The organism is Collinsella sp. BG-O-102 (assembly GCF_023656745.1).
In the GTDB taxonomy this organism is placed as follows: domain Bacteria; phylum Actinomycetota; class Coriobacteriia; order Coriobacteriales; family Coriobacteriaceae; genus Collinsella.
This window is the reverse complement of sequence record NZ_JAMOKO010000007.1, coordinates 20,358-39,342: the sequence shown is the minus strand read 5'-3', so window position 1 is coordinate 39,342 and position 18,985 is coordinate 20,358. Positions and strand designations below refer to the sequence as shown.

16 protein-coding genes are annotated in these 18,985 nt (G+C 59.1%); 11 read left to right on the top strand and 5 right to left on the bottom strand.

The window, feature by feature from the left end; genetic code table 11:
• Window positions 1-167: 167 nt before the first annotated feature.
• The 6 genes from NBH09_RS04890 to NBH09_RS04865 all read left to right on the top strand — a co-directional run bounded on the left by NBH09_RS04890 (window position 168) and on the right by NBH09_RS04865 (window position 5,114).
• Window positions 168-506: a PTS lactose/cellobiose transporter subunit IIA gene (locus NBH09_RS04890; RefSeq protein WP_006234827.1), complete on the top strand. Its 339-nt coding sequence runs from the start codon at window positions 168-170 to the stop codon at window positions 504-506.
• Window positions 507-807: 301 nt separating this feature from the next.
• Complete coding sequence (locus NBH09_RS04885; RefSeq protein WP_250787235.1) at window positions 808-1,797, top strand: hypothetical protein; 990 nt, start codon at window positions 808-810, stop codon at window positions 1,795-1,797.
• Window positions 1,798-2,104: 307 nt separating this feature from the next.
• Window positions 2,105-2,533: a galactose-6-phosphate isomerase subunit LacA gene (gene lacA / locus NBH09_RS04880; RefSeq protein WP_006234830.1), complete on the top strand. Its 429-nt coding sequence runs from the start codon at window positions 2,105-2,107 to the stop codon at window positions 2,531-2,533.
• A gap of 63 nt (window positions 2,534-2,596) precedes the next feature.
• The gene (gene lacB / locus NBH09_RS04875) at window positions 2,597-3,121 is read left to right on the top strand and encodes a galactose-6-phosphate isomerase subunit LacB (protein ID WP_006234831.1); all 525 of its coding nucleotides are present in this window, start codon (window positions 2,597-2,599) and stop codon (window positions 3,119-3,121) included.
• 119 nt (window positions 3,122-3,240) lie between these two features.
• On the top strand, window positions 3,241-4,122 hold the full coding sequence (locus NBH09_RS04870; RefSeq protein WP_138113291.1) for an aldose 1-epimerase family protein: 882 nt from the start codon (window positions 3,241-3,243) through the stop codon (window positions 4,120-4,122).
• A gap of 56 nt (window positions 4,123-4,178) precedes the next feature.
• Window positions 4,179-5,114 carry a hexose kinase gene (locus NBH09_RS04865; RefSeq protein ID WP_117746107.1) on the top strand — a complete coding sequence of 312 codons (936 nt, stop codon included), beginning with the start codon at window positions 4,179-4,181 and terminating at the stop codon, window positions 5,112-5,114.
• Window positions 5,115-5,457: 343 nt separating this feature from the next.
• On the opposite strand, the gene NBH09_RS04860 is transcribed toward NBH09_RS04865, so the two are convergent.
• The gene (locus NBH09_RS04860; protein WP_217495577.1) at window positions 5,458-7,086 is read right to left on the bottom strand and encodes a UDP-glucose--hexose-1-phosphate uridylyltransferase; all 1,629 of its coding nucleotides are present in this window, start codon (window positions 7,084-7,086) and stop codon (window positions 5,458-5,460) included.
• Window positions 7,077-8,282: a galactokinase gene (locus tag NBH09_RS04855; protein ID WP_138113289.1), complete on the bottom strand. Its 1,206-nt coding sequence runs from the start codon at window positions 8,280-8,282 to the stop codon at window positions 7,077-7,079. Before NBH09_RS04855 ends, NBH09_RS04860 begins: the two co-directional genes overlap by 10 nt.
• A gap of 383 nt (window positions 8,283-8,665) precedes the next feature.
• On the opposite strand from NBH09_RS04855, the gene NBH09_RS04850 reads away from it, so the two are divergent.
• Both NBH09_RS04850 and NBH09_RS04845 read left to right on the top strand, forming a co-directional pair.
• Complete coding sequence (locus NBH09_RS04850) at window positions 8,666-9,652, top strand: LacI family DNA-binding transcriptional regulator (RefSeq protein ID WP_052044120.1); 987 nt, start codon at window positions 8,666-8,668, stop codon at window positions 9,650-9,652.
• A 129-nt stretch (window positions 9,653-9,781) separates the two neighbouring features.
• Complete coding sequence (locus NBH09_RS04845) at window positions 9,782-10,942, top strand: FprA family A-type flavoprotein (RefSeq protein WP_175406075.1); 1,161 nt, start codon at window positions 9,782-9,784, stop codon at window positions 10,940-10,942.
• 66 nt (window positions 10,943-11,008) lie between these two features.
• Here the strand turns inward: NBH09_RS04845 and NBH09_RS04840 are convergent, their stop codons facing one another.
• Entirely contained in the window at window positions 11,009-11,812 is an 804-nt protein-coding gene (locus NBH09_RS04840; RefSeq protein ID WP_138113285.1) for a DeoR/GlpR family DNA-binding transcription regulator, read from the bottom strand.
• Between the two features lie 334 nt (window positions 11,813-12,146).
• On the opposite strand from NBH09_RS04840, the gene NBH09_RS04835 reads away from it, so the two are divergent.
• Window positions 12,147-13,004: a class II fructose-bisphosphate aldolase gene (locus NBH09_RS04835; RefSeq protein WP_022095149.1), complete on the top strand. Its 858-nt coding sequence runs from the start codon at window positions 12,147-12,149 to the stop codon at window positions 13,002-13,004.
• 705 nt (window positions 13,005-13,709) lie between these two features.
• Here the strand turns inward: NBH09_RS04835 and vsr are convergent.
• Window positions 13,710-14,699 (bottom strand): DNA mismatch endonuclease Vsr, encoded by a 990-nt coding sequence (gene vsr, locus NBH09_RS04830; protein WP_138113283.1) that lies wholly within the window; start codon window positions 14,697-14,699, stop codon window positions 13,710-13,712.
• 147 nt (window positions 14,700-14,846) lie between these two features.
• On the opposite strand from vsr, the gene NBH09_RS04825 reads away from it, so the two are divergent.
• Window positions 14,847-15,632 carry an ABC transporter ATP-binding protein gene (locus tag NBH09_RS04825; protein ID WP_138113281.1) on the top strand — a complete coding sequence of 262 codons (786 nt, stop codon included), beginning with the start codon at window positions 14,847-14,849 and terminating at the stop codon, window positions 15,630-15,632.
• On the top strand, window positions 15,622-17,823 hold the full coding sequence (locus tag NBH09_RS04820; protein ID WP_250787234.1) for an FtsX-like permease family protein: 2,202 nt from the start codon (window positions 15,622-15,624) through the stop codon (window positions 17,821-17,823). Before NBH09_RS04825 ends, NBH09_RS04820 begins: the two co-directional genes overlap by 11 nt.
• Before the next feature lie 328 nt (window positions 17,824-18,151).
• Here the strand turns inward: NBH09_RS04820 and NBH09_RS10100 are convergent, their stop codons facing one another.
• Window positions 18,152-18,862, bottom strand: a complete 711-nt coding sequence (locus NBH09_RS10100; protein ID WP_250787233.1) for a response regulator transcription factor — start codon at window positions 18,860-18,862, stop codon at window positions 18,152-18,154.
• Window positions 18,863-18,985 lie beyond the last annotated feature (123 nt).

Below are 18,985 nucleotides of genomic sequence, written 5' to 3'. Positions count from 1 at the left end.
GATTGGTTTAAAAACCGTTCACGGGCGAAAAGTGACCGTTCATAGTTCGAAATTACGTTTTGAGCTGTTCTTTTTTGTTTGAATGTTATTGTTTCTGTCATACACAACGCAGCGCGTATGCCCGGACGCGATGCTCTCCATTGGTTCATATGTGAAAGGAACGCAATATGGCAACCAAAGAAGAAATCTCGATGGTTGGATTCGAGATCGTCGCATATGCAGGTGACGCCCAGACCGATCTGCTTGCAGCGCTCGATGCTGCTCGCGAGGGTGACTTTGAGAAGGCCGAACAGCTGCACAAGGATGCCAGCGATGCGCTCATCGGTGCCCACGACACGCAGACCAAACTGCTTTCGCAGGAGGCCGGCGGTGGCGAGATGGAAATGACCTTCATCATGGCTCACGCTCAGGACACCCTCATGACCACTATGATCCTGGAGAAGCAGACCCGCTTTACCATCGATGCCTACAAGCGCATCGCCGAGCTCGAGGCCAAGCTCGCCTAACGAGCCCTCACAACCAAGTCCCCTTCCAAAAGCTCTGCCGCAGACTCGCGACAGGGCTTTTTCTGTCCTCCTCCAAGTTGCGGTGAAATAGGGACTGAATAGGGGCCGACGGGCGCAAAACAATCCCTATTCCACCGCAACTCATCCGGAGATAGTCATTGGGGACAGTCTTGGTGCGCTCTGTTCGTCTTCCCGTTCGTTTTTTGCTCGGTGGGTATACTTCCTTTCGCATTAAGCCCCGGACTGAGGAGGTATCCAAATGCCGGATAACGGGTCAATACAAAAAAGAGACGCGCACGAGATGGCTCATGGGCGTCCTGTCCAGATAACCGAGCACACGACGGTAACCGAGCTGCAGCCCAGTCTGTCCGATGTCGTGTGCGCAAACAAAAAGCTGCAGATTGGCTTTATCGTTGCGCTCGTGGTACTGGCGCTGCTGTCGGGCTTTGTAGCTCGTCCGCATTTCGCCGATACCAAGACTTGGGACTCCACCATCGAGGTCATCGATCAAAAGAAGGGCAATGTTTTGGCGCTCACGACCTCGTGCGTCGCCCTATCTGCGGGTATCACTGCGCTGCCGGGCGATACGGGAACGCCGGTTGCCGAGCAGCTCGCGCAGCTTTCGGGTAACTTGGGCATCGTGCTTGCCGTGCTCTACCTCGAGAAATACCTGCTGACCATTTTGTGGTCGGTTGGCCTGGGCATCCTGATCCCGTTTGCGCTGGTGCTCCTTGCGGTGTCGCTCGGCATTCACGGGCGCTGGAGCACGAGCGCCGTCCTGCGCCGCGTGGCGACTCGCGTGCTGGTGGTCGCCACGATCGGCATGGCGTTGGTGCCTGCAAGCGTATGGGTGTCGCAGAAGGTCGATGAAACGTATCGCGTAAGTCTTGAGCAAGCTGAGCAAAAGGCGAGCGATGCCGCAAAGACGGCTGATGCCACGGACAAGTCAGCCGAGACCAGCTCGAAATCGAACAAGAAAAAATCCGAGGCCAAGGAGTCCAAAAACGTGCTCGAGCAGTTGACTGACGGGGCCTCGAGCCTTGTTACGTCGGTGACCGGCGGTGCCAAGCAGATGACCGATGAGATCGTGCATCAGGTGACCGATCTGATCGAAGGCGTCATCGTGATGATCGTGACCTCGTGTGTGATTCCTCTACTGGTGCTCGTGGCGTTCCTGTGGCTAGGACACGTGCTGCTGGGGATCGATATCTCCGGTCCCGCGAACTATCTGACGGGTCGTTTCCTGAGCGCTCCGTCCAGACATGCCAAGAAGAGCGGGCAGTCTGAGTAGGCGGCAAGGCGATCCTTGGAAGATCAACCGTAAGAAGGGCGGCCGAGACGAGTTCTCGGCCGCCCTTTTGTTTGTTGAACACATGGTCGCTACGTCCGCGCCCGGTCCAAACGGTCAGCAATCATCCGTGGACGGTATTTGTTCAAAAAAGAACAAAGACAAACAAATAATTGTTGCAGTTACTGTTCGAATGTGTTCAAATAAACATGAACAGTGAAGAACCGCACATTCAGATGCCCGGACCTGAACGCGATTCAACACTTCCAAACAGAAACTACGCACCTGCGTATCTCTCAAGGAGGATGTCATGAGGGTTGTAATCGCTTCCGATGCCGACGGTATGTCGATGAAGGAGTCCATCAAGGAGATGCTCATCGCCGACGGTCACGAGGTCGTCGACTATTCCGAGACCCCTGCCGCGGACTTTGTCGATTCCGCGACCGCCGTTGCCAAGGACCTGCTGGAGCACAAGGATTCCCAGGGCTTCGCATTCGATAAGTACGGCGTCGGCTCCTATATGGCCGCCGTCAAGATCAAGGGCATGGTCGTCGCCAACATTTCCGACGAGCGTTCCGCCTACATGACCCGCGAGCACAACGGCTCGCGCATGGTCACCATGGGCCCGGGCGTTGTGGGCACCGAGGTCGCCAAGAAGATCGCCCGCGAGTTCCTGCGCGCCCAGTACGCCGGCGGCCGTCACCAGATCCGTGTCGACATGCTCAACAAGATGGCCTAACGAGAGCCACCGAGAACTCGAACTTCTACCTCAACTTGTGAATTCAGACGAAAGGACGTTCTGATGAAGAAGACCATCGCAATCGGTTGCGACCATATCGTTACGGACGAGAAGATCTATCTGGCCGACCGCCTGGAGCAGGCTGGCTACAAGGTGCTCGACTGCGGCACCTACAGCCACACCCGTACGCACTATCCCATCTACGGTAAGGCCGTGGGCGAGGCTGTTGCCAGCGGCAAGGCCGACTTTGGCGTGGCCCTGTGCGGCACCGGCATTGGCATCACCAACGCCGTCAACAAGGTTCCCGGCGCCCGCTGCGCCCTGGTTCGCGACATGACCTCTGCCCTGTACGCTCGTCGCGAGCTCAACGCCAACATCGTGGGCTTTGGCGGCAAGATCACCGGCGAGTTCCTGATGGCCGATATCATGCTTGCCTTCCTGGAGGAGCCCTACGAGAAGACCCCCGAGCACGATGCCCTGATCGCCAAGATCGATGCCTGCAATAAGGCCGATGCCGAGGCTCAGGCTGACCCGCACTTCTTTGACGAGTTCCTCGAGAAGTGGGACCGCGGCGAATACCACGATTAGCGGGTATCCGGCGTAATTAACTAGTCCGTTGACGGCTCGCGTTTCTGTGAGGGGGCGCGAGCCGGTTTTCTATCAGCCCTATTGACTTGGCGGGCTGTCGTAAGAAAGGGAAGGCTCCTATGGAGTTTGTTCTTGATAACGGTTCTGTTCGCGTGGTACTGAGCACGGCTGGCGGATCGTTCACTTCGATTAAAGCCAACGGTCGCGAGTACCTGTGGCAGGGCGATCCTTCGGTCTGGTCGGGCCAGGCACCCATTTGCTTCCCGATCTGCGGCGGCCTTCGTGATGGTCACGCAATGACCATGGGCGGCCGCGAGGTAAAGTTCGCCCGCCACGGCTTTGCGCGCAAACAGGAGTGGAAGCTCGAGGAGCAGAGCGACAACATGGTTGCGCTGAGTCTAAGCTCTGCCGACCATGCCGAGTTGCTCGAGCAGTACCCGTATCCGTTTAAGATCGTTGCTCGTTACACGATCGATGCGGAGAAGGTGGCCGTGTCGTACGAGGTGACCAATGAGGGCACCGAGGACATGCCGTTCTTTGTGGGCGGTCACCCTGGCTTTAAGTGCCCGCTTGACGAGGGCGAGTCCTATGACGACTACGAGCTCCGTTTTGAGCAGCGCGAGGCCGCCGAGCTCTGTACTGCCGTTCCCTCGACGGGCCTGATTGATGTTGAGCATCGCAGCAAGAACCCGATGGTTGGCCATGACCTGCCGCTGACCCACGAACTCTTTGACTTCGCGGAGACCATCTTTGACGTGCTCGAGAGCCGCGTGGTTACGCTGACCAAGAAGACCGAGGACAAGGGCGTGCGACTGACGTTCCCCGATATGCCGTACCTGATTGTGTGGAGCAAGCCCGAGGGTGACTTTGTGGCCGTGGAACCGTGGGGCGGCCTGTCCACCTGCTCCGACGAGGACGATATCCTGGAGCACAAGCGCGGCTGCCTGGTGGCCAAGCCGGGGGAGACCGTTACCCGCGGCTTTGAGATCGAGATCCTTTAACGAGCTATCGTATGTTTGGGGCCGCGCGTGTCGTGCCCCGGAAACAGGAGTTCAATATGATTCTGACCGTTACCATGAACCCGTCGATTGATACGCGCTATCAGCTCGACAAGCTGATCATCGACGATGTAAACCGCGTGACGCCCGAAAAGACCGCTGGCGGCAAGGGCCTTAACGTGAGCCGTGTGCTGCTGCAGTTGGGCGACGATGTGCTCGCGACCGGTCTGCTCGGCGGCCACATGGGTGCCTATATGGCCGAGCTTATGGATGCCGACGGCGTCAAGAACGACTTTGTGCCCATCGCCGGTGAGACGCGCATTTGCCTGAATATTCTGCACGAGGGTAATCAGACCGAGCTTTTGGAGAGCGGCCCGCAGATCGCCCCGGCCGAGCTCGAGGCCTTTACGGCAAAATTCGCCGAGCTTGCAGCAAAGGCGGACGTTGTGACGCTTTCGGGCTCGCTGCCGCGTGGTGTCGATGCCGGCTACTATGCCGAGCTCGTCAAGATTGCCGAGGAGGCGGGCGCCAAGGTGCTGCTCGACACCTCGGGTGCATCGCTGGAGGCCGCGCTGGAGTCCGACGCTAAGCCTGAGCTCGTAAAGCCCAACCTGACCGAGATTAACGGCCTGCTGGGTACGTCCTTTACGACCGATGATGTCGATGCCCTGCGCGAGGCGCTTGCCGCCGATGACCGTTTTGCCGGTATCCCCTGGGTTGTCGTTTCGATGGGCGCTGCCGGTTCGGTGGGCTTCCATGAGGGCCGCGCGTTCCGCGCCAAGACGCCCGCGATTGCGGCTGTGAACGCGACGGGTTCCGGTGACTCGACCATTGCCGGTTTTGCGCATGCCATTGCTGCTGGTGCCGACGACGTCACGGTGCTCAAGACCGCCAATACCTGCGGCAAGCTCAACGCCATGGATCCCAAGACCGGCCACCTGGTCATGGACCGCTGGGACGAGGTCTACAACAGCGTTGTCGTGACTGAACTGTAGGGTTACGCGGTTTTACCAAACCGCGTAACGGCGCGACGCTGCAAACGCCCCTAAGCGGCAATCTGACGTTCAATCGTCGGGCATGACCAAAAGGTCAATGCCCTCCTCTTTCACGTCACCTTGCTCGCTTAGGGGCGTTTTCGCTGTCGTTGCCAAGACACCGGCGTTGCCTTGGTCGCAAATAGTCATTGGGGACGCTCTTTAATGACTAGTCGTTTAAGAACGCCCCTTAAGAATGACCCCAATGACTACACTCAAAAACGGCGCCCGTCGGTGATGTTGCCGGCGGGCGCCGTTGTCGTGTAGACGCTATTTGTTGAGTGCGTGCGTTCGAGCTCGCATGCTATAGCGAGTCGATAAAGCGCTGTTGGGCGGCGCGTCCTGCCTCGTCCCACTTAAAGACGCCGGCGTTGTCGAGCACGTGGCCAAACACCACGCCGACCTCTTCGTGCAGGATGTCGATGGCGTTGTCGGCCGTAAGCTCGTCGGCGCGGCGGGCAAAGACGTCCTCAGCCCATGCGGCGTGGCTGCGGCAAAGGTCGTCGCCCTCGAGCGCGCCGGCAAGGTCGTAGCTGGCATCTGCCTTGGCCGCCAGCAGGTGCTCGCGGACAGCGCCGAGCTCGGGAACCAAGCGCGGCGGCAAAATGGCCAGGCCCATGACCTCGATCAGGCCGATGTTCTCCTTTTTGATGTGGTGGTACTCAGCATGCGGATGGAATACGCCCAGCGGATGCTCGTCGGTCGTGATGTTGCAGCGAAGCGCCAGGTAGGCCTCGTAGATTTCGCCGCCGGCGTTGCCGCGGGAGTCGACGCGGCGGATGACGGGCGTCACGGTGTTGTGGGCCACGCCGTCGGCCGTGTGTGCGATGACGCCAACCGACTCATCGGTCCACTCGCGCCAGGCAAGGATAATCTTCTCGGCGGCGTCGAGCAGCTGGGCGCGGTCGTGCGATCGTAGTCGCAGCACCGAAAGCGGCCACTGTAACACGGTACCGATGACCTGGTCAAAGCCCGGCACGCTAAACTGCGAGACCTCGGCGGCGTGCATCATGGGGAACTCGTGCGCGCCGCCCTGGAAGTGGTCGTGCGACAGAATCGAGCCGCCCACGATGGGCAGGTCGGCGTTGGAGCCAATGAAGTAGTGCGGGAACAGGTCGACAAAGTCGAGCAGGCAGGTCAGCCCCTTGCGGTCGACGTGCATCGGACGATGCTCGGAGCTCATGGCAATGCAGTGCTCGTTAAAGTACGCGTACGGGCTGTATTGGAAGCCCCAGCGCTCGCCGTCGAGCTTAATGGGGATAACGCGCAGATTCTGGCGGGCGGGATGGGCGCCGCCGTCGGCTGCAGCGGAGCGTCCGGGATAGCCTTCGTTTTCGATGCAGAGCTGGCAGGCGGGATACTTCTCGCCCGTGTTTTTGGCGGCGCCGGCCGCGGCAATATCGCGCGGGTCCTTTTCGGGCTTTGACAGGTTGATGGTAATCTCGAGGTCGCCCCAGTTGGTGGGGGTGCTCCATTTGATGTTGCGCGCGATGGCGGCACGGCGCACGTAGCCGGCGTCGCAGCACAGGCCGTAGAACCAGTCGGTCGCGGCGCGGGGCTCGTTGACGCCCATGCGTCCGTTGAACTCCTCGTTTACAACCGAAGGCCTTGGCATGAGCGCGCCCATGATGCGCATGGCGATGCGGTCGCGGCCCGATGCCGTGTCCTCGGCGGCGCCGTTGGCAACAGCCGCCTCGGCAAGCGCGGCAAGTGTGCCTTCAAGGTCAAAGTTGGGCAGGGTGTCGGGGTGCAAGAGCGAGAGTTTTTCGGCCTGGAGCGCCCAGGCCATGTCGAGCGCCGGGCCCGTAGCACCGATGCACTCGAGAATGGTGTTATACGCCCAGATGCGATCGTCCTGGCCGATCATCGATCGGTGGATAGCGTACTCGATCAGGTTCTGCGCGGCCTCGCGCACGTCAGTCATTACAGCCATGCCGCGTAAGCCCCCTTGTCAGAAATTGCGTAGTGGCGGGCAGAGCCCTCGCCCAGCCAGCCGTTCATCTTGGTGATAAAGGTGTCGACCAGGTCGAGCGGCACGAAGGCCTGGATGGTGCCACCAAAGCCGCCACCGTGGATACGGACGGCGCCACGGCCGTCGAGCACGTGCTCGGCCAGTGCCAGGGCATACATCGAGGGCTGCTCGGAGCCCAGCTTGGCAACGACATTCTGTAGGTACATGGCAGAGCTGGCGCCGGACTCGCGCGTCAGGACCAGGAACTGATCGATGTCGCCGGCGTTCAGGGCAGCCCAGCGCTTATCGACCAGGCCGTTTTCGTACCAGTAGTGAACGGCGCGCAGGCAGGCGCGGTCGCCCAGCTTGGCGCGCAGCTCGGGGAGCTTGGCGTCAAAGTCCGCCACGTTTACCTCGCACAGGCGTGCCTTGCCAAACTCGGCGGCGACGTCCTGCATCTCGCGCGGAACGGCGGCGTAGTCTTCGGTGGCGGCCACGTGGTCGGCACCGACCTTAACGAGCACGAGAGCATAACCGTGATCCTCAAAGTTGAGCTCGAGCTTCTGGGTTTTAGGCTGAGCCTGATCCTCAAAGTCCATGTAGGCGAGGCCGCCCAAGCAAACGGCGGCCTGGTCCATCAGACCGCAGGGCTTGCCGTAATAGTTGTTCTCGGTGCGCTGGCTCATCTGGGCGAGCGTGACGGGCTCAATGGCGGGCGCGCCCCAGAGCGTCTCCATGGCACGACCGTACGCGGCTTCGACGGCGGCAGAGCTGGAAAGGCCGCCGCCCGAGGGGACGGAGCAGGTAAAGGCAAAGTCGAAGCCTTTGGGCTCAACGCCAAGGGCTGCGATTTCGTGGGCCATGCCGCGGACGAGGCTCGCGGACGTGCCCTTCTCGGACTCCTGAACGTCTAGCGTGTCGAGCGCGATCTCAAACGTGGGATAGCCCTCGTCGGCTACGCGAACCTTGTTGGAATCGGTTGCCACGGCGATGCCGTCGACGGCGACATCGAGCGAGCCGGCGATAACGTGGCCACCCTCGTGGTCAGTGTGGTTGCCGCTGATCTCGGAGCGGCCGGGCGCGTGCACGTAGAGCACCTGGCGGTCGCCGATGGGGCCAAACTCCTCCTCGAACAGCTTGGTGAGCGTGGCGAATGTCTTTTCGTCGGGGGTGGTCATGGGAGTCCTTTCCTTGGCGCGCCCGGGTGGGTTTTGCGTCGTTATGAGTACGTTAACAACTTAAAGCGGCATGAACCAAGTGTTCACGATACCGCACGTTACGGGCTATGTTAACGTACTCATAACACATCGCTTGTCACTTTTTGAGAATCTGGTAATCGGTAGAAATTCAGCCGTGAACGGTACTGCCGTATGGACTTATAAAGCAGAAGAGATGCAGATAGAAAAAGTAGAGTACGTTAACATGCGTCCGACGATAGCGGGCCTCGGCGCGGGATGTATTTCTGCCCGGGCCGGCATTCACGCTATTCAGATCTCGCAAGGGTGAAGGTGATCCTGTGGCAAGGCGCCCGTCCAACGATACCAGTTCGCGTCCGGTCTCCATGGCCGACGTCGCCCGCGCTGCCGGCGTTTCGCAGCAGACGGTTTCGCGCGTCGCCAACGGCTTGCCTAACGTTAACGAGCAGACGCGCCAGCGCGTGCAGGCCGCTATGCAAAAGCTCGGCTTTCGTCCGAGTTATGCCGGTCGCTCGCTGCGCGACGGCCGTTATCATTCGGTCGGCCTGTGCGTCAACGATGTCACCAAGTTTGGCAACCTCTCAATGATCGACGGCATCGCCAGCGCTGCTCGCGAGCATAATTGCGCCATCACGCTGGTCGAGATGTCCAAGACCGAGGAGTTTTCGCTTGCCGAGGCCACGCGTCGTATGGCCGCATTGCCGGTGGACGGCATCATCATCGGTATGAGTCGCATGGCGCCCGATTTTGAGACGTTTGATCCACTGCCGGGCATTGGCACGGTCATCGTTACCATGTACGCGCACCCGCGGGTGACCACGGTCGATTCCGACCATTACGGCTGCTCGCTATTGCTTATGGATCACCTGTTTGAGCTAGGGCACGAGCAGATTCGCTATATTGGCGGCCCGTCATTCTCGGTCGACGAGCAATTTCGTCGCGCCGGTTGGCAGGATGCACTCGAGCGTAAACACATCGAGCCGGCAGAGCCGCTCGAGGGCGACTGGTCTGCCAACAGCGGCTACGAGGCCGGCAGGTACCTGGCCGAGCACGATCGCACCATGACGGCGATTTACGCGGCAAACGACCAGATGGCAAATGGCGCGATTGCAGCGCTGCGCGATAGCGGTCTGCGCGTGCCCGAGGACGTGAGCGTGGTGGGCGTCGACGATTCGCTCGATGATTTTGTGGCACACAACGAGCTCACGACCGTTCGATTCGATTTGCATCAGCGTGGACGCGAGGTGTTCGAGCACGCGGTTCCCAAGGCGGGGGCAACGGACAAAACCGTTGCCATTCGTATTCCCGGCCAGCTTATCGTTCGACATACCACGGCAGCTCCGCGCACATAGTTTTTGCAGGTCAATGGCGATATATTCCGCCTCAATAACAATCGATAAGGATGCTGGCAGATAGCCGTGGCTATGAAGACGAGTGCTATGATAGACGGGCTCTTTTGTCTATCTAGGAGGCTTTGCCTGATGGAGATCACCAAGGATATCCGCTACATTGGCGTTAACGATCACGACATTGACCTGTTCGAGGGCCAGTACGATGTGTCCGAGAACGGCATGGCATACAACAGCTACGTTATCTTGGGCGAAAAGATCGCTGTCGCCGATTCAGTCGACGGCGGTTTTGTTGACGAGTGGCTCGGCAACCTCGAGGCCGTGCTCGATGGCCGCACGCCCGACTACCTGATCGTCCATCACATGGAGCCCGATCACTCCGCCGGCATCGCCGCCTTTATGGAGCGCTATCCCCAGGCGCAGATTGTTGCCAGCATGGGCGCCTTCCGTATGATGGTCAACTACTTTGGCACCGACTTCCCCGAGCGCAAGATGGTCGTCAAAGATGGCGACGTGCTCGACCTGGGCGGCCACAGCCTAACCTTTGTCGGTGCCCCCAATGTTCACTGGCCCGAGGTGCTCTTCTCCTACGAGTCCACCGACAAGGTGCTCTTTAGTGCCGACGGTTTTGGCAAGTTTGGCGCCAACGACATCGAGGATCCCGAGGGCTGGGCTTGCGAAGCGCGCCGTTACTACTTTGGCATCGTCGGTAAGTTCGGCAAGTTCGTGCAGGCCGTCCTCAAGAAGGCCGCCGACCTGGACATTCAGATCATCTGTCCGCTCCACGGCCCCGTACTGACCGAGAACCTGGGCTATTACCTCGACACCTATAACACCTGGTCGAGCTATCAGCCCGAGGACGAGGGCATCACGATCGCCTATGCGAGTGTGTATGGCCATCTGAAGGCTGCCGTCGAGGAGCTCGCCGCAGCGCTTGAGGCTCGCGGCCAGAAGGTCTCCGTCTTTGACCTGGCTCGCGACGACATGGCCGAGGCCGTTGAGGATGCGTTCCGCTACGACCGTCTGGTGCTCGCTTCCATCACCTATCAGGGTGAGATCTTCCCGTTCATGAGCACCTTTATCCATACGCTTGCCGAGCACGCCTATCAGAACCGTACGGTGGCACTCGTCGAGGCCGGCTCCTGGGCGCCCACCGCTGCCAAGGTTATGGCCAAGGAGCTCGAGGGCATGAAGGACATCACCTTGGCGCAGAACAAGGTGACCGTGCTGGGCTCGCTCAACGACGCCTCGCGCGCTCAGATCGAGGTCCTCGCCGACGAGCTTTCCAAGTAGCGATATTTCGCTTTTAACGAGCAAAACCACCACAAAGGGGACAGGCACCTTTGTGGTGGTTTTTGTTTAAGCGCCGGCGATGACGAGATTTGGGCGGGCGTCGTCGACGGTCTCGGCGATTGAGGTGGCGACGGCGCCATCGGGATCACGGTCCATCACGATGGTGTCGACATCGGTCAGCTCGGCAAAGCGGTACATGCCGCGTCCGTTAACCTTGCTGGCGTCCATAAGGGCGACGCTTTGACGGGCGGCACCGACCATAGCCGCTTTGGTCTCGGCCATCTGCGGAAAGTCGGTCGTAAAGCCGCAGCCGGGAACAAAAGCTCCAGGGCACATGACGGCAAGATCGGCGTGGACCATTTGGAGCGCTTGCATAGTGAGCGGGCCGTACAGATAGCGATGACCTTTGCGCAGCGCCCCGCCCAGCATGACGACATCGACCGAGGGCATGCTTTCGTCGATGTAATCGGCGATGGTAATGTCGGCCGTGATAACGGTGATGCCGTCGCGCTGATCGAGGAGCCGGACGAACTCGAGCGCCGTGGTGCCCGAGTCAACGAGCAGCGTGTCGCCGTCATTGACGAGCTCGATGGCGCTTTGCGCGATGGCCTGCTTGGCGGCGACGTTGACATTGATGCGGCGATCCTGCGTGGAAACAGTCAGACGCTTGTGGAGCGATACGGCGCCGCCATGCGTGCGGCGCAGCTTGCCGGACTCCGCGAGTGCGTCCAGGTCGGCGCGAGCGGTGACAGAGGACACGCCAAAGGTCTGGGCAATTTCTGCCACCTGCACCGAGGCGTTATGCTCAAGCATCTCCATGATGGCGGCACGACGCTCATCGGCGAAGGCACGGTTGGTAGCTTGGGCCATGTTTGCTCCATTCTCGGCTAAATTTGCAGGAATTGTGTTGACTCTATTTTCGTTCATTTTCTTTTTGAGTAAGAAAACACCTTTCGATTACTTATCTTTTCTATAAAAGAAAGACGCTCAACGCTCAAAATTCAATATCGAACACGCCCACTCGGCTCCAATTCCTTCCGTTTACTTTTCAAAAACGACTGTATTGACCTGCATGGGCTCAATATCTCGCACATGCAAAGATGCTGAATTTCATACAATGAGCGCGAAAAAAGGCAAGGTAAAACGCCTTGTGAACAACTACGCCCGATGTCCAGATGCGGGCGAGGGAGAGGAGCAAACGCTCATGGCACTTGTTACCACCGAAAAGATGCTCAAGGACGCTCAGGCCGGTCATTACGCCGTTGGCGCGTTCAACGTCGAGAACCTCGAGTTTGTTATGGCCGTTCTGGCCGCTGCCGAGGAGACCAAGTCCCCCGTCATCATGCAGACCACCCCGGGCACCATCAAGACCGCTGGTCTGGACTACTTCTACGGCATGGTCAAGGCTGCCGCCGAGCGCGCTTCCGTGCCCGTTGCCCTGCACCTCGATCACGGCGACGGCTATGACCGCTGCATGCAGGCTTTCCGCACCGGCTACACCTCCGTCATGATCGACGGCTCGCACGAGTCCTTCGAGGATAACATTGCCCTGACCAAGTCCGTCGCCGACGCTGGCCGCGCCATGGGCGTGCCCGTCGAGGCCGAGCTCGGTAAGGTTGGCGGCAAGGAGGACGACGGTCCTGCGGTTGAGGGCGAGAGCCCCTACACCGATCCGGCCGAGGCCAAGGAGTTCGTCGAGCGTACCGGCTGCACCTCCCTCGCAATTGGCGTTGGCACCAGCCACGGCGTGTACACGAGCGATCCGCACATCGAGCAGTCCGTGGTCAAGGCCATCCGCGACGCCGTCGACGTGCCGCTGGTTCTGCACGGCACCTCCGGTGTGCCCGATGAGCAGGTCGCCGAGGCCGTGAAGAACGGCATCTGCAAGGTTAACTACGCCACCGAGCTGCGTCAGGCCTACACCAAGGGCTTCATGGCCTACATGGCTGAGAACCCCGCCTGCTTCGATCCCAAGAAGCCGGCCAAGGAGGGCATGCGTGAGATCACCGAGCTGGTTAAGATCCGCATGACCAACCTCAACTCCGTGGGCAAAGCAGAGTAACAGCAAGGGTACTCCGACTCGCTATATATCCCGGGGAGGGACGAGGGCTTAGTTCCCCAATCGTCCTCGGGCATGCAAAAAGCCTCGCTGCGCACTTCGTGCGGCGAGGCTTTTTGCCCCCTGCGGAAAGATTGGGGAACTAAGCCCTCGTCCCTCCCAGGTTGACCTACTCGAGGTCGTCGCCCTTGTGGCGTTGGGGCGGAAAGGGGTGGGGCGCGAGGGGCGCTTTGTTGATGAGGGGCTAGTATGCCCGGGCTTGGTTGGGGAATGACTTGTTTAGGGCTGCTTGGAGCTTTTCGAAGGATGCTCGCAGGTTGAGATTCTGATCGGTTGAGCGTTTTGCTTTTGTGGTGGGGGAGTCGAGGAGGCCGTTTCTCTGTGTCGGGGGGAAGGAGAAAAGGTCTGCATGTTTTAGGGATGGCTGCTGTGCTGCGTCATTGGAAGAATGCATGCTTATGCGGCCTCCTCGATGTCCACCAAAAGGTTGCGCACGGGGTGTGCTGCTAGGTCCCGTGCGTTGGCAGTATTATGCCGCGGCTGCTGCAAAGAAGCGCTAAAGAAAGGCTTAACCTGGTTTGATGTTACGATGAAACTGCAGGTCAGAGGTATCGAGTAACACTCTTGAAAGGTTTTGAGCTTAAGGGCTTTCTAAGGTTTGTGACGTGGATGTGGCTCGCCTGTGTGGGGCGTGTGGACGGCTCGCTCCTAGCGCTGCGGCTCTGCGGCGCGCACCTGCTCGATGACCTTTTCCATGGTGGCGTCGATGCGGTCCTTTTTGAGCTCACATTCCCAGATGGTGATGCGCGTCCAGCCCATTTGGGTAAGTGCGTTGATGGCAGCGCGGTCGCGCTCGACGTTGCGACGGAACTTTGCCTCCCAAAACTCAACGTTGCGCTTGGGCTGGCTCGGGTTGCACTTGGGGCAGCGGTGCCAAAAGCAGCCGTTGACGAAGATGGCGATCTTGCGCCCGGGAAAGGCGATATCGGGCTTGCCGGGAACCTTCCATTCCAAGCGATAGCCCGTAAGGCCTGCTGCGCGCAGGCGCTGTCGTACGAGTAGCTCGGGTTTGGTGTTGGCGCGCTTGTTGCCCTTCATGGACTTTTTGATGGCGGCGCGACGGCGCACGAGCTCACGCTCGTCGGCGGAGAGGTCCGAGGTGTCGATGCCGTCGAGCAGACCGGGCTTGGGACGTTTTTTGCTGCGGCGCTTAGGTGCGCGCTTGGGTTTGGTGGCGGGCTCGTCGGTCGTGGCGGCCTCGGCGTCGTTGGCGGCGCCGTTGGCCTCAAGCCGATCTTCCTTCAACTCAATCAGAGCATCGATAAGCCCTTTGTCGGCGGGCATCCATTCCACCGTGGCAAGCGAGGTGCGCGGAATCCAGCGGATATCGAGCTGGCGGTCGTGTTTCTGGGGCTCATCGGATTCATCGGCGAGCGAGCAGTAGTAGCACTCCATGGAGAGATGAAAATCGGGGTAGTCATACTCAACGGTGTAGAAATCGCGCAGGTTGGTGACTTTTACCTGCAGCTCTTCCATGAGCTCGCGGCGTACGGCGTCCTCGGGCGACTCGCCGCGCATGAGCTTGCCACCGGGAAACTCCCAAAGTCCCTGCATGTTGCCATAGCCGCGCTGCACGGCAAGCAGCTCGTCAGATCCATCCTTGCGAATGATCCCAGCGGCAACATGAACAGTCTTCAACAGGAGTCCTCTCTCAATATCAACACGCGGCAGGCTGGCTGCCCTACCTTACACAACGGTAAGGCAAGCGTAAGCCATATCGATGGTAGCCGACTCGTCTTCTTGCGACTATAGATGCCGTAGACTAATCGCAAGAAAGGACTCGGTATGCAAACCACGCACATGGCGACCCCGGTACTGGAGGTCGCGCATCTCGAAAAGGTATATGGAGCGCTGGGCAACGTGACCCGTGCGCTCAACGACGTCAGCTTTACCGTCAACCGCGGTGAATTTGTTGGCATCATGGGCGCTTCGGGCTCGGGCAAGTCGACGTTGCTCAACTGCGTGTCGACCATCGATAGCGCCACGAGCGGCACGATCCGCATCAACGGGCAGAACGTAACACGCATGAAGCAGGCTAAGCTTTCGCAGTTCCGCCGCGAGGAGCTGGGCTTTATCTTCCAGGACTCCAACCTGCTCGATACGCTCACGGCACGCGAGAACATCGCCCTGCCGCTCACCATTGCCCGCACAAACTCGGCAGAGATCTCGACCCGCGTGCAGGATGTGGCAGCGCGCCTGTCCATCAGTCAGGTGCTCGACAAGTATCCCTACCAGATGTCCGGCGGCCAGCAGCAGCGCGTTGCCGCGGCTCGCGCGCTCGTCACCGACCCCACCATGATCATGGCCGACGAGCCTACCGGCGCCCTCGACTCCAAAAGCGCCCGCCTGTTGCTCGAGAGCCTAGAGGCCCTCAACCGCCGCCTGCGCGCCACCGTGCTCATGGTCACGCACGACAGCTTTGCCGCCAGCTACACGAGCCGTGTGCTGTTTATCCGCGACGGCAAGATCTTCACCGAGCTGCGCCGCGGCGACACCGACCGCCGAGAGTTCTTCGACCGCATTATGGAGGTCGTTGCCATGATGGGCGGTGAGGGCTCCGATGCTCTGTAAACTCGCTTGGGGCAACGTCCGCCGCGCCGGCCGCGACTACCTCGTCTACCTTTTGACGCTCACCCTGGGCGTCACGGTCTTCTATGCCTTTAACACCATCTCGATGCAGGTCGACATCGCCGGCATCGATGAAGAGGGCTTGGCGCAGGTTATGGGCAGCATGCTCGGCGACCTGACGTACTTTTTGGCCGGTGTCATGGCCTTTTTGATGGTGTATGCCAATAACTTCATCATGAAACGCCGCAAGAAGGAGTTTGGCCTGTACCAGGTGCTCGGCATGGGGCGCGGGCGCGTCGCCACGATCATGGCGCTCGAGACCGTGATCGTCTCGGTCGTGGCCTTTGTCGCCGGCATTGTGCTGGGTATGGGACTCTCCCAGCTCATGACGTTCTTTACGGCCTCGCTCTTTAAGACACAGATTGCCAATTTCCACTTCTTTTTCTCGGTGCATGCGTTCAATCTGACCCTTGCCTGCATGCTCGTAATGTTTGTGCTCACGCTACTGCTGAACCTTCGCGCCGTGCGTCGTACCAAACTCATCGAGCTTATGGGTGCCGAGCGTCGCAACGAGAGCATCAAGACACGCAACCCCTGGATCGCGATTGCCATCTTTGCCGTGGGCGTGGTGCTTGTGGGCGTGGCCTATTACCGTCTGCTACGTGATGGGTTCCCGCTAACCGCGACGGACAGCAAGCTGCAAGAGGCCATGAACCAGTTTGGTATTACGACCGCTATGGTTACCGTGGGCACCTTTGCCCTGTTCTGGGGACTCTCGGGCATGCTCATCAAGCTGCTGCAGAGCCTGCGCAGCGTGTATTGGCGCGGCCTCAACATGTTTACCGTGCGCCAGCTTGCGGCCAAGGTCAACACGGTGTGCTTTTCGATGGGCGTCATCGCGATGCTCCTGTTTTTGGCCATCACCTCGGTGACGTGCGGTATGTCGATTGCCAATGTGATGAACGAAAACCTGGAGCGCTATAACCCTGTTGACGTGTCTCAGACGTATGTCTATTACACGCCCGATACGCTCGACTACTACAAAGAATATGTCAATCCGTCTGAAGCCGACCGCATGGTGCTAGCCGATACAACGGTCGATTTGTACTCCGCATGGCACGGCAAGGGCAAGTCGGCGGACAACAACGACGAGACCGGCAAGAAGGTCAATATCGCCGATGTTGCCGGTGAGCATGTTCAGATCGATTCGTATCTGAGTTACCCGTTTGGCGGTTCGAATCCTTCGGTGTCTGCGGGTGAGATGTGCAAGACCATGGGCGAAAAGCTCCCCAAGGCGCTCGGGGGTAGCAATGCCGATACGATGGGTCTGTTTGTGACGCCGGCGAGCCAGTACAACAAACTGCGCCAGATGATGGGCGAGGAGCCGGTGAGCATTGGCCGCGACCAGTACCTGCTTACGTGTGATATGGGCGGTGGGCTGGGCGACCTGTACACCAAGTACATGGCCGGCGGCCATACCCTCACCTTGGGCGGGCATGAGCTCAAGCCCGCAACCGATAAGTCGGACAAGGACACGGCGGCCATCGCCAACTCGGCGATGGGCAGTAATCCGGGTACCGTCGTCGTTGCCGACGAGCTGTTGTCCCAACTTAATCTGCAGCCGTATTCCAGTAGCCTGCTCGTTAATTACAAACAGGGGATGGATACGACCGAGGCAGACGAGAGCATTAAATACACTTTGCTCGACAATCTGCTCGTTGACGGCAAGGAGCCGGGGTCATGGGGAATCTTCATCACACGCTCCGAGATGTACACGCAAGCAGCGCAAATGAACGGCATGATTAGCTATCTGGCCATCTACATTGGCTTTGTATTGGTCGTTGCATGCGCGGCGATTCTGTCGATCCAGCAACTCTCCAACGTGGCCGACGGCAGCCGCAGCTATCGTGTGCTGGCACAGATCGGCTGTGAGGACCGCCAGATTCGCCATTCGGTGATGGCGCAGCAAGCGGTATTCTTCCTGTTCCCGCTGGCAGTGGGCCTGGCGCACTCCTTTGTGGCACTTAAGGTGATCATCGAGCTGGTGAGCATATTCGGAAATATGAGCATCGGTGGCACCGTGGGCCTCACCTGTGCAATCTTCCTGGCAGCCTATGGCGGATACTTCCTGGTGACCTACCTCATGAGCGCCGGCATGGTGCAAGCTGCCATCGCCACCCGCTATAGCGAATAACAAACGGGCAAAATCGTCGCAAAATCAGAGGCATATGACCGCCGCGAAGGGACTGGGGCCCTCTCGCGGCGGTTATTTTGCCTATCTGGTGCGTTTCGGATGCAAGTGAGTAGATTTTTTTGAACTTGCCGAGTACATCGCGACAAATGATCGATAAAACCGCAGGTCAGAGCTGTGGCGTTTTGGGGCGTGCTTGGCCTCCTGCAAAAAGCCTACTCACTTGGTTTTTCTGCTAGAAGACCGCCACGAGGGAAAAACAGCTCTCTCGTGGCGGCTGGCGTTTGCCCAGATAAAACATACCAAAATAAACCTGTCCCTTTTTGGCAGGTTAGCGCTTCCAAAAGTGGAGGATTAACGTCGTGCGATTTTGCTGTTCGGTTTTGACCAGGATGTTGTGGATGTGGGTCTTGACGGTGCCCACGGCAAGGAATTCTTGGTTCGACTTGCCCCGCACTACCAGACGCAAAACCTCGGCTTCGCGGTTGGAGAGCTTGTAGGCGTTGCGATAAGAGGGCATTTGCCCTTCGATGTGTCGATCAAGATCGCTGGCGTTCTTTTCTTCGGACGCCTCCTGCATGCGAATCGAAAGCACGTGATAGGTGTAGGCGATGAGCAGAATCGCAAAGTAGCACGCAAAGACGTTCTCGCTAAAGTTGCGCTCGGACAGGTATAGCTGCAGCCAAGAGGGCGCCAGGCTCATGGGGACGACCAGGATGCTGTAGAAGTCCTCGGCAACGATGCACCCGACCAGGACGGCGCCGATAATCAGGTGCTTTCGTTGGTTGTTAACGCGTGCCTTCAACTCGACCTTTGTACTTTTATGAGCCGTCCAAAAGATGTACAGCCCCACAAAGATAAGGAACACCTGGCGCATTGCGTAGTAGAGCCACTGATGCATGGGGCCGTAGGGGACAGCTACGATAGTCAGCGACTCGCACAGCAAAAACGTTACGACGGGGATAACGAATTGCTTTTTAGAATGTTTGTCGAGCAAGTCCCTGGCAATGGCCCAAATAAAAGCCTGCGAAGCGGTCGCCACAGGGGTCCGCATCACGGGCATGATGATTGGGTAATAGTCGCTAGCTGGAAAGCTCTAGTTTTTGCAGCGTGTATTCAAAAAAGAAAATCTCGGTCATCTCGAAGGCATAGCAAATAAAAACGC

Bases quoted from the DNA above. Each gene is read 5' to 3' on its own strand.
- NBH09_RS04890 (WP_006234827.1), top strand. From the start codon at position 168: ATGGCAACCAAAGAAGAAATCTCGATGGTTGGATTCGAGATCGTCGCA.
- NBH09_RS04885 (WP_250787235.1), top strand. From the start codon at position 808: ATGGCTCATGGGCGTCCTGTCCAGATAACCGAGCACACGACGGTAACC.
- lacA (WP_006234830.1), top strand. From the start codon at position 2,105: ATGAGGGTTGTAATCGCTTCCGATGCCGACGGTATGTCGATGAAGGAG.
- lacB (WP_006234831.1), top strand. From the start codon at position 2,597: ATGAAGAAGACCATCGCAATCGGTTGCGACCATATCGTTACGGACGAG.
- NBH09_RS04870 (WP_138113291.1), top strand. From the start codon at position 3,241: ATGGAGTTTGTTCTTGATAACGGTTCTGTTCGCGTGGTACTGAGCACG.
- NBH09_RS04865 (WP_117746107.1), top strand. From the start codon at position 4,179: ATGATTCTGACCGTTACCATGAACCCGTCGATTGATACGCGCTATCAG.
- NBH09_RS04860 (WP_217495577.1), bottom strand. From the start codon at position 7,086: ATGGCTGTAATGACTGACGTGCGCGAGGCCGCGCAGAACCTGATCGAG.
- NBH09_RS04855 (WP_138113289.1), bottom strand. From the start codon at position 8,282: ATGACCACCCCCGACGAAAAGACATTCGCCACGCTCACCAAGCTGTTC.
- NBH09_RS04850 (WP_052044120.1), top strand. From the start codon at position 8,666: ATGGCCGACGTCGCCCGCGCTGCCGGCGTTTCGCAGCAGACGGTTTCG.
- NBH09_RS04845 (WP_175406075.1), top strand. From the start codon at position 9,782: ATGGAGATCACCAAGGATATCCGCTACATTGGCGTTAACGATCACGAC.
- NBH09_RS04840 (WP_138113285.1), bottom strand. From the start codon at position 11,812: ATGGCCCAAGCTACCAACCGTGCCTTCGCCGATGAGCGTCGTGCCGCC.
- NBH09_RS04835 (WP_022095149.1), top strand. From the start codon at position 12,147: ATGGCACTTGTTACCACCGAAAAGATGCTCAAGGACGCTCAGGCCGGT.
- NBH09_RS04825 (WP_138113281.1), top strand. From the start codon at position 14,847: ATGCAAACCACGCACATGGCGACCCCGGTACTGGAGGTCGCGCATCTC.
- NBH09_RS04820 (WP_250787234.1), top strand. From the start codon at position 15,622: ATGCTCTGTAAACTCGCTTGGGGCAACGTCCGCCGCGCCGGCCGCGAC.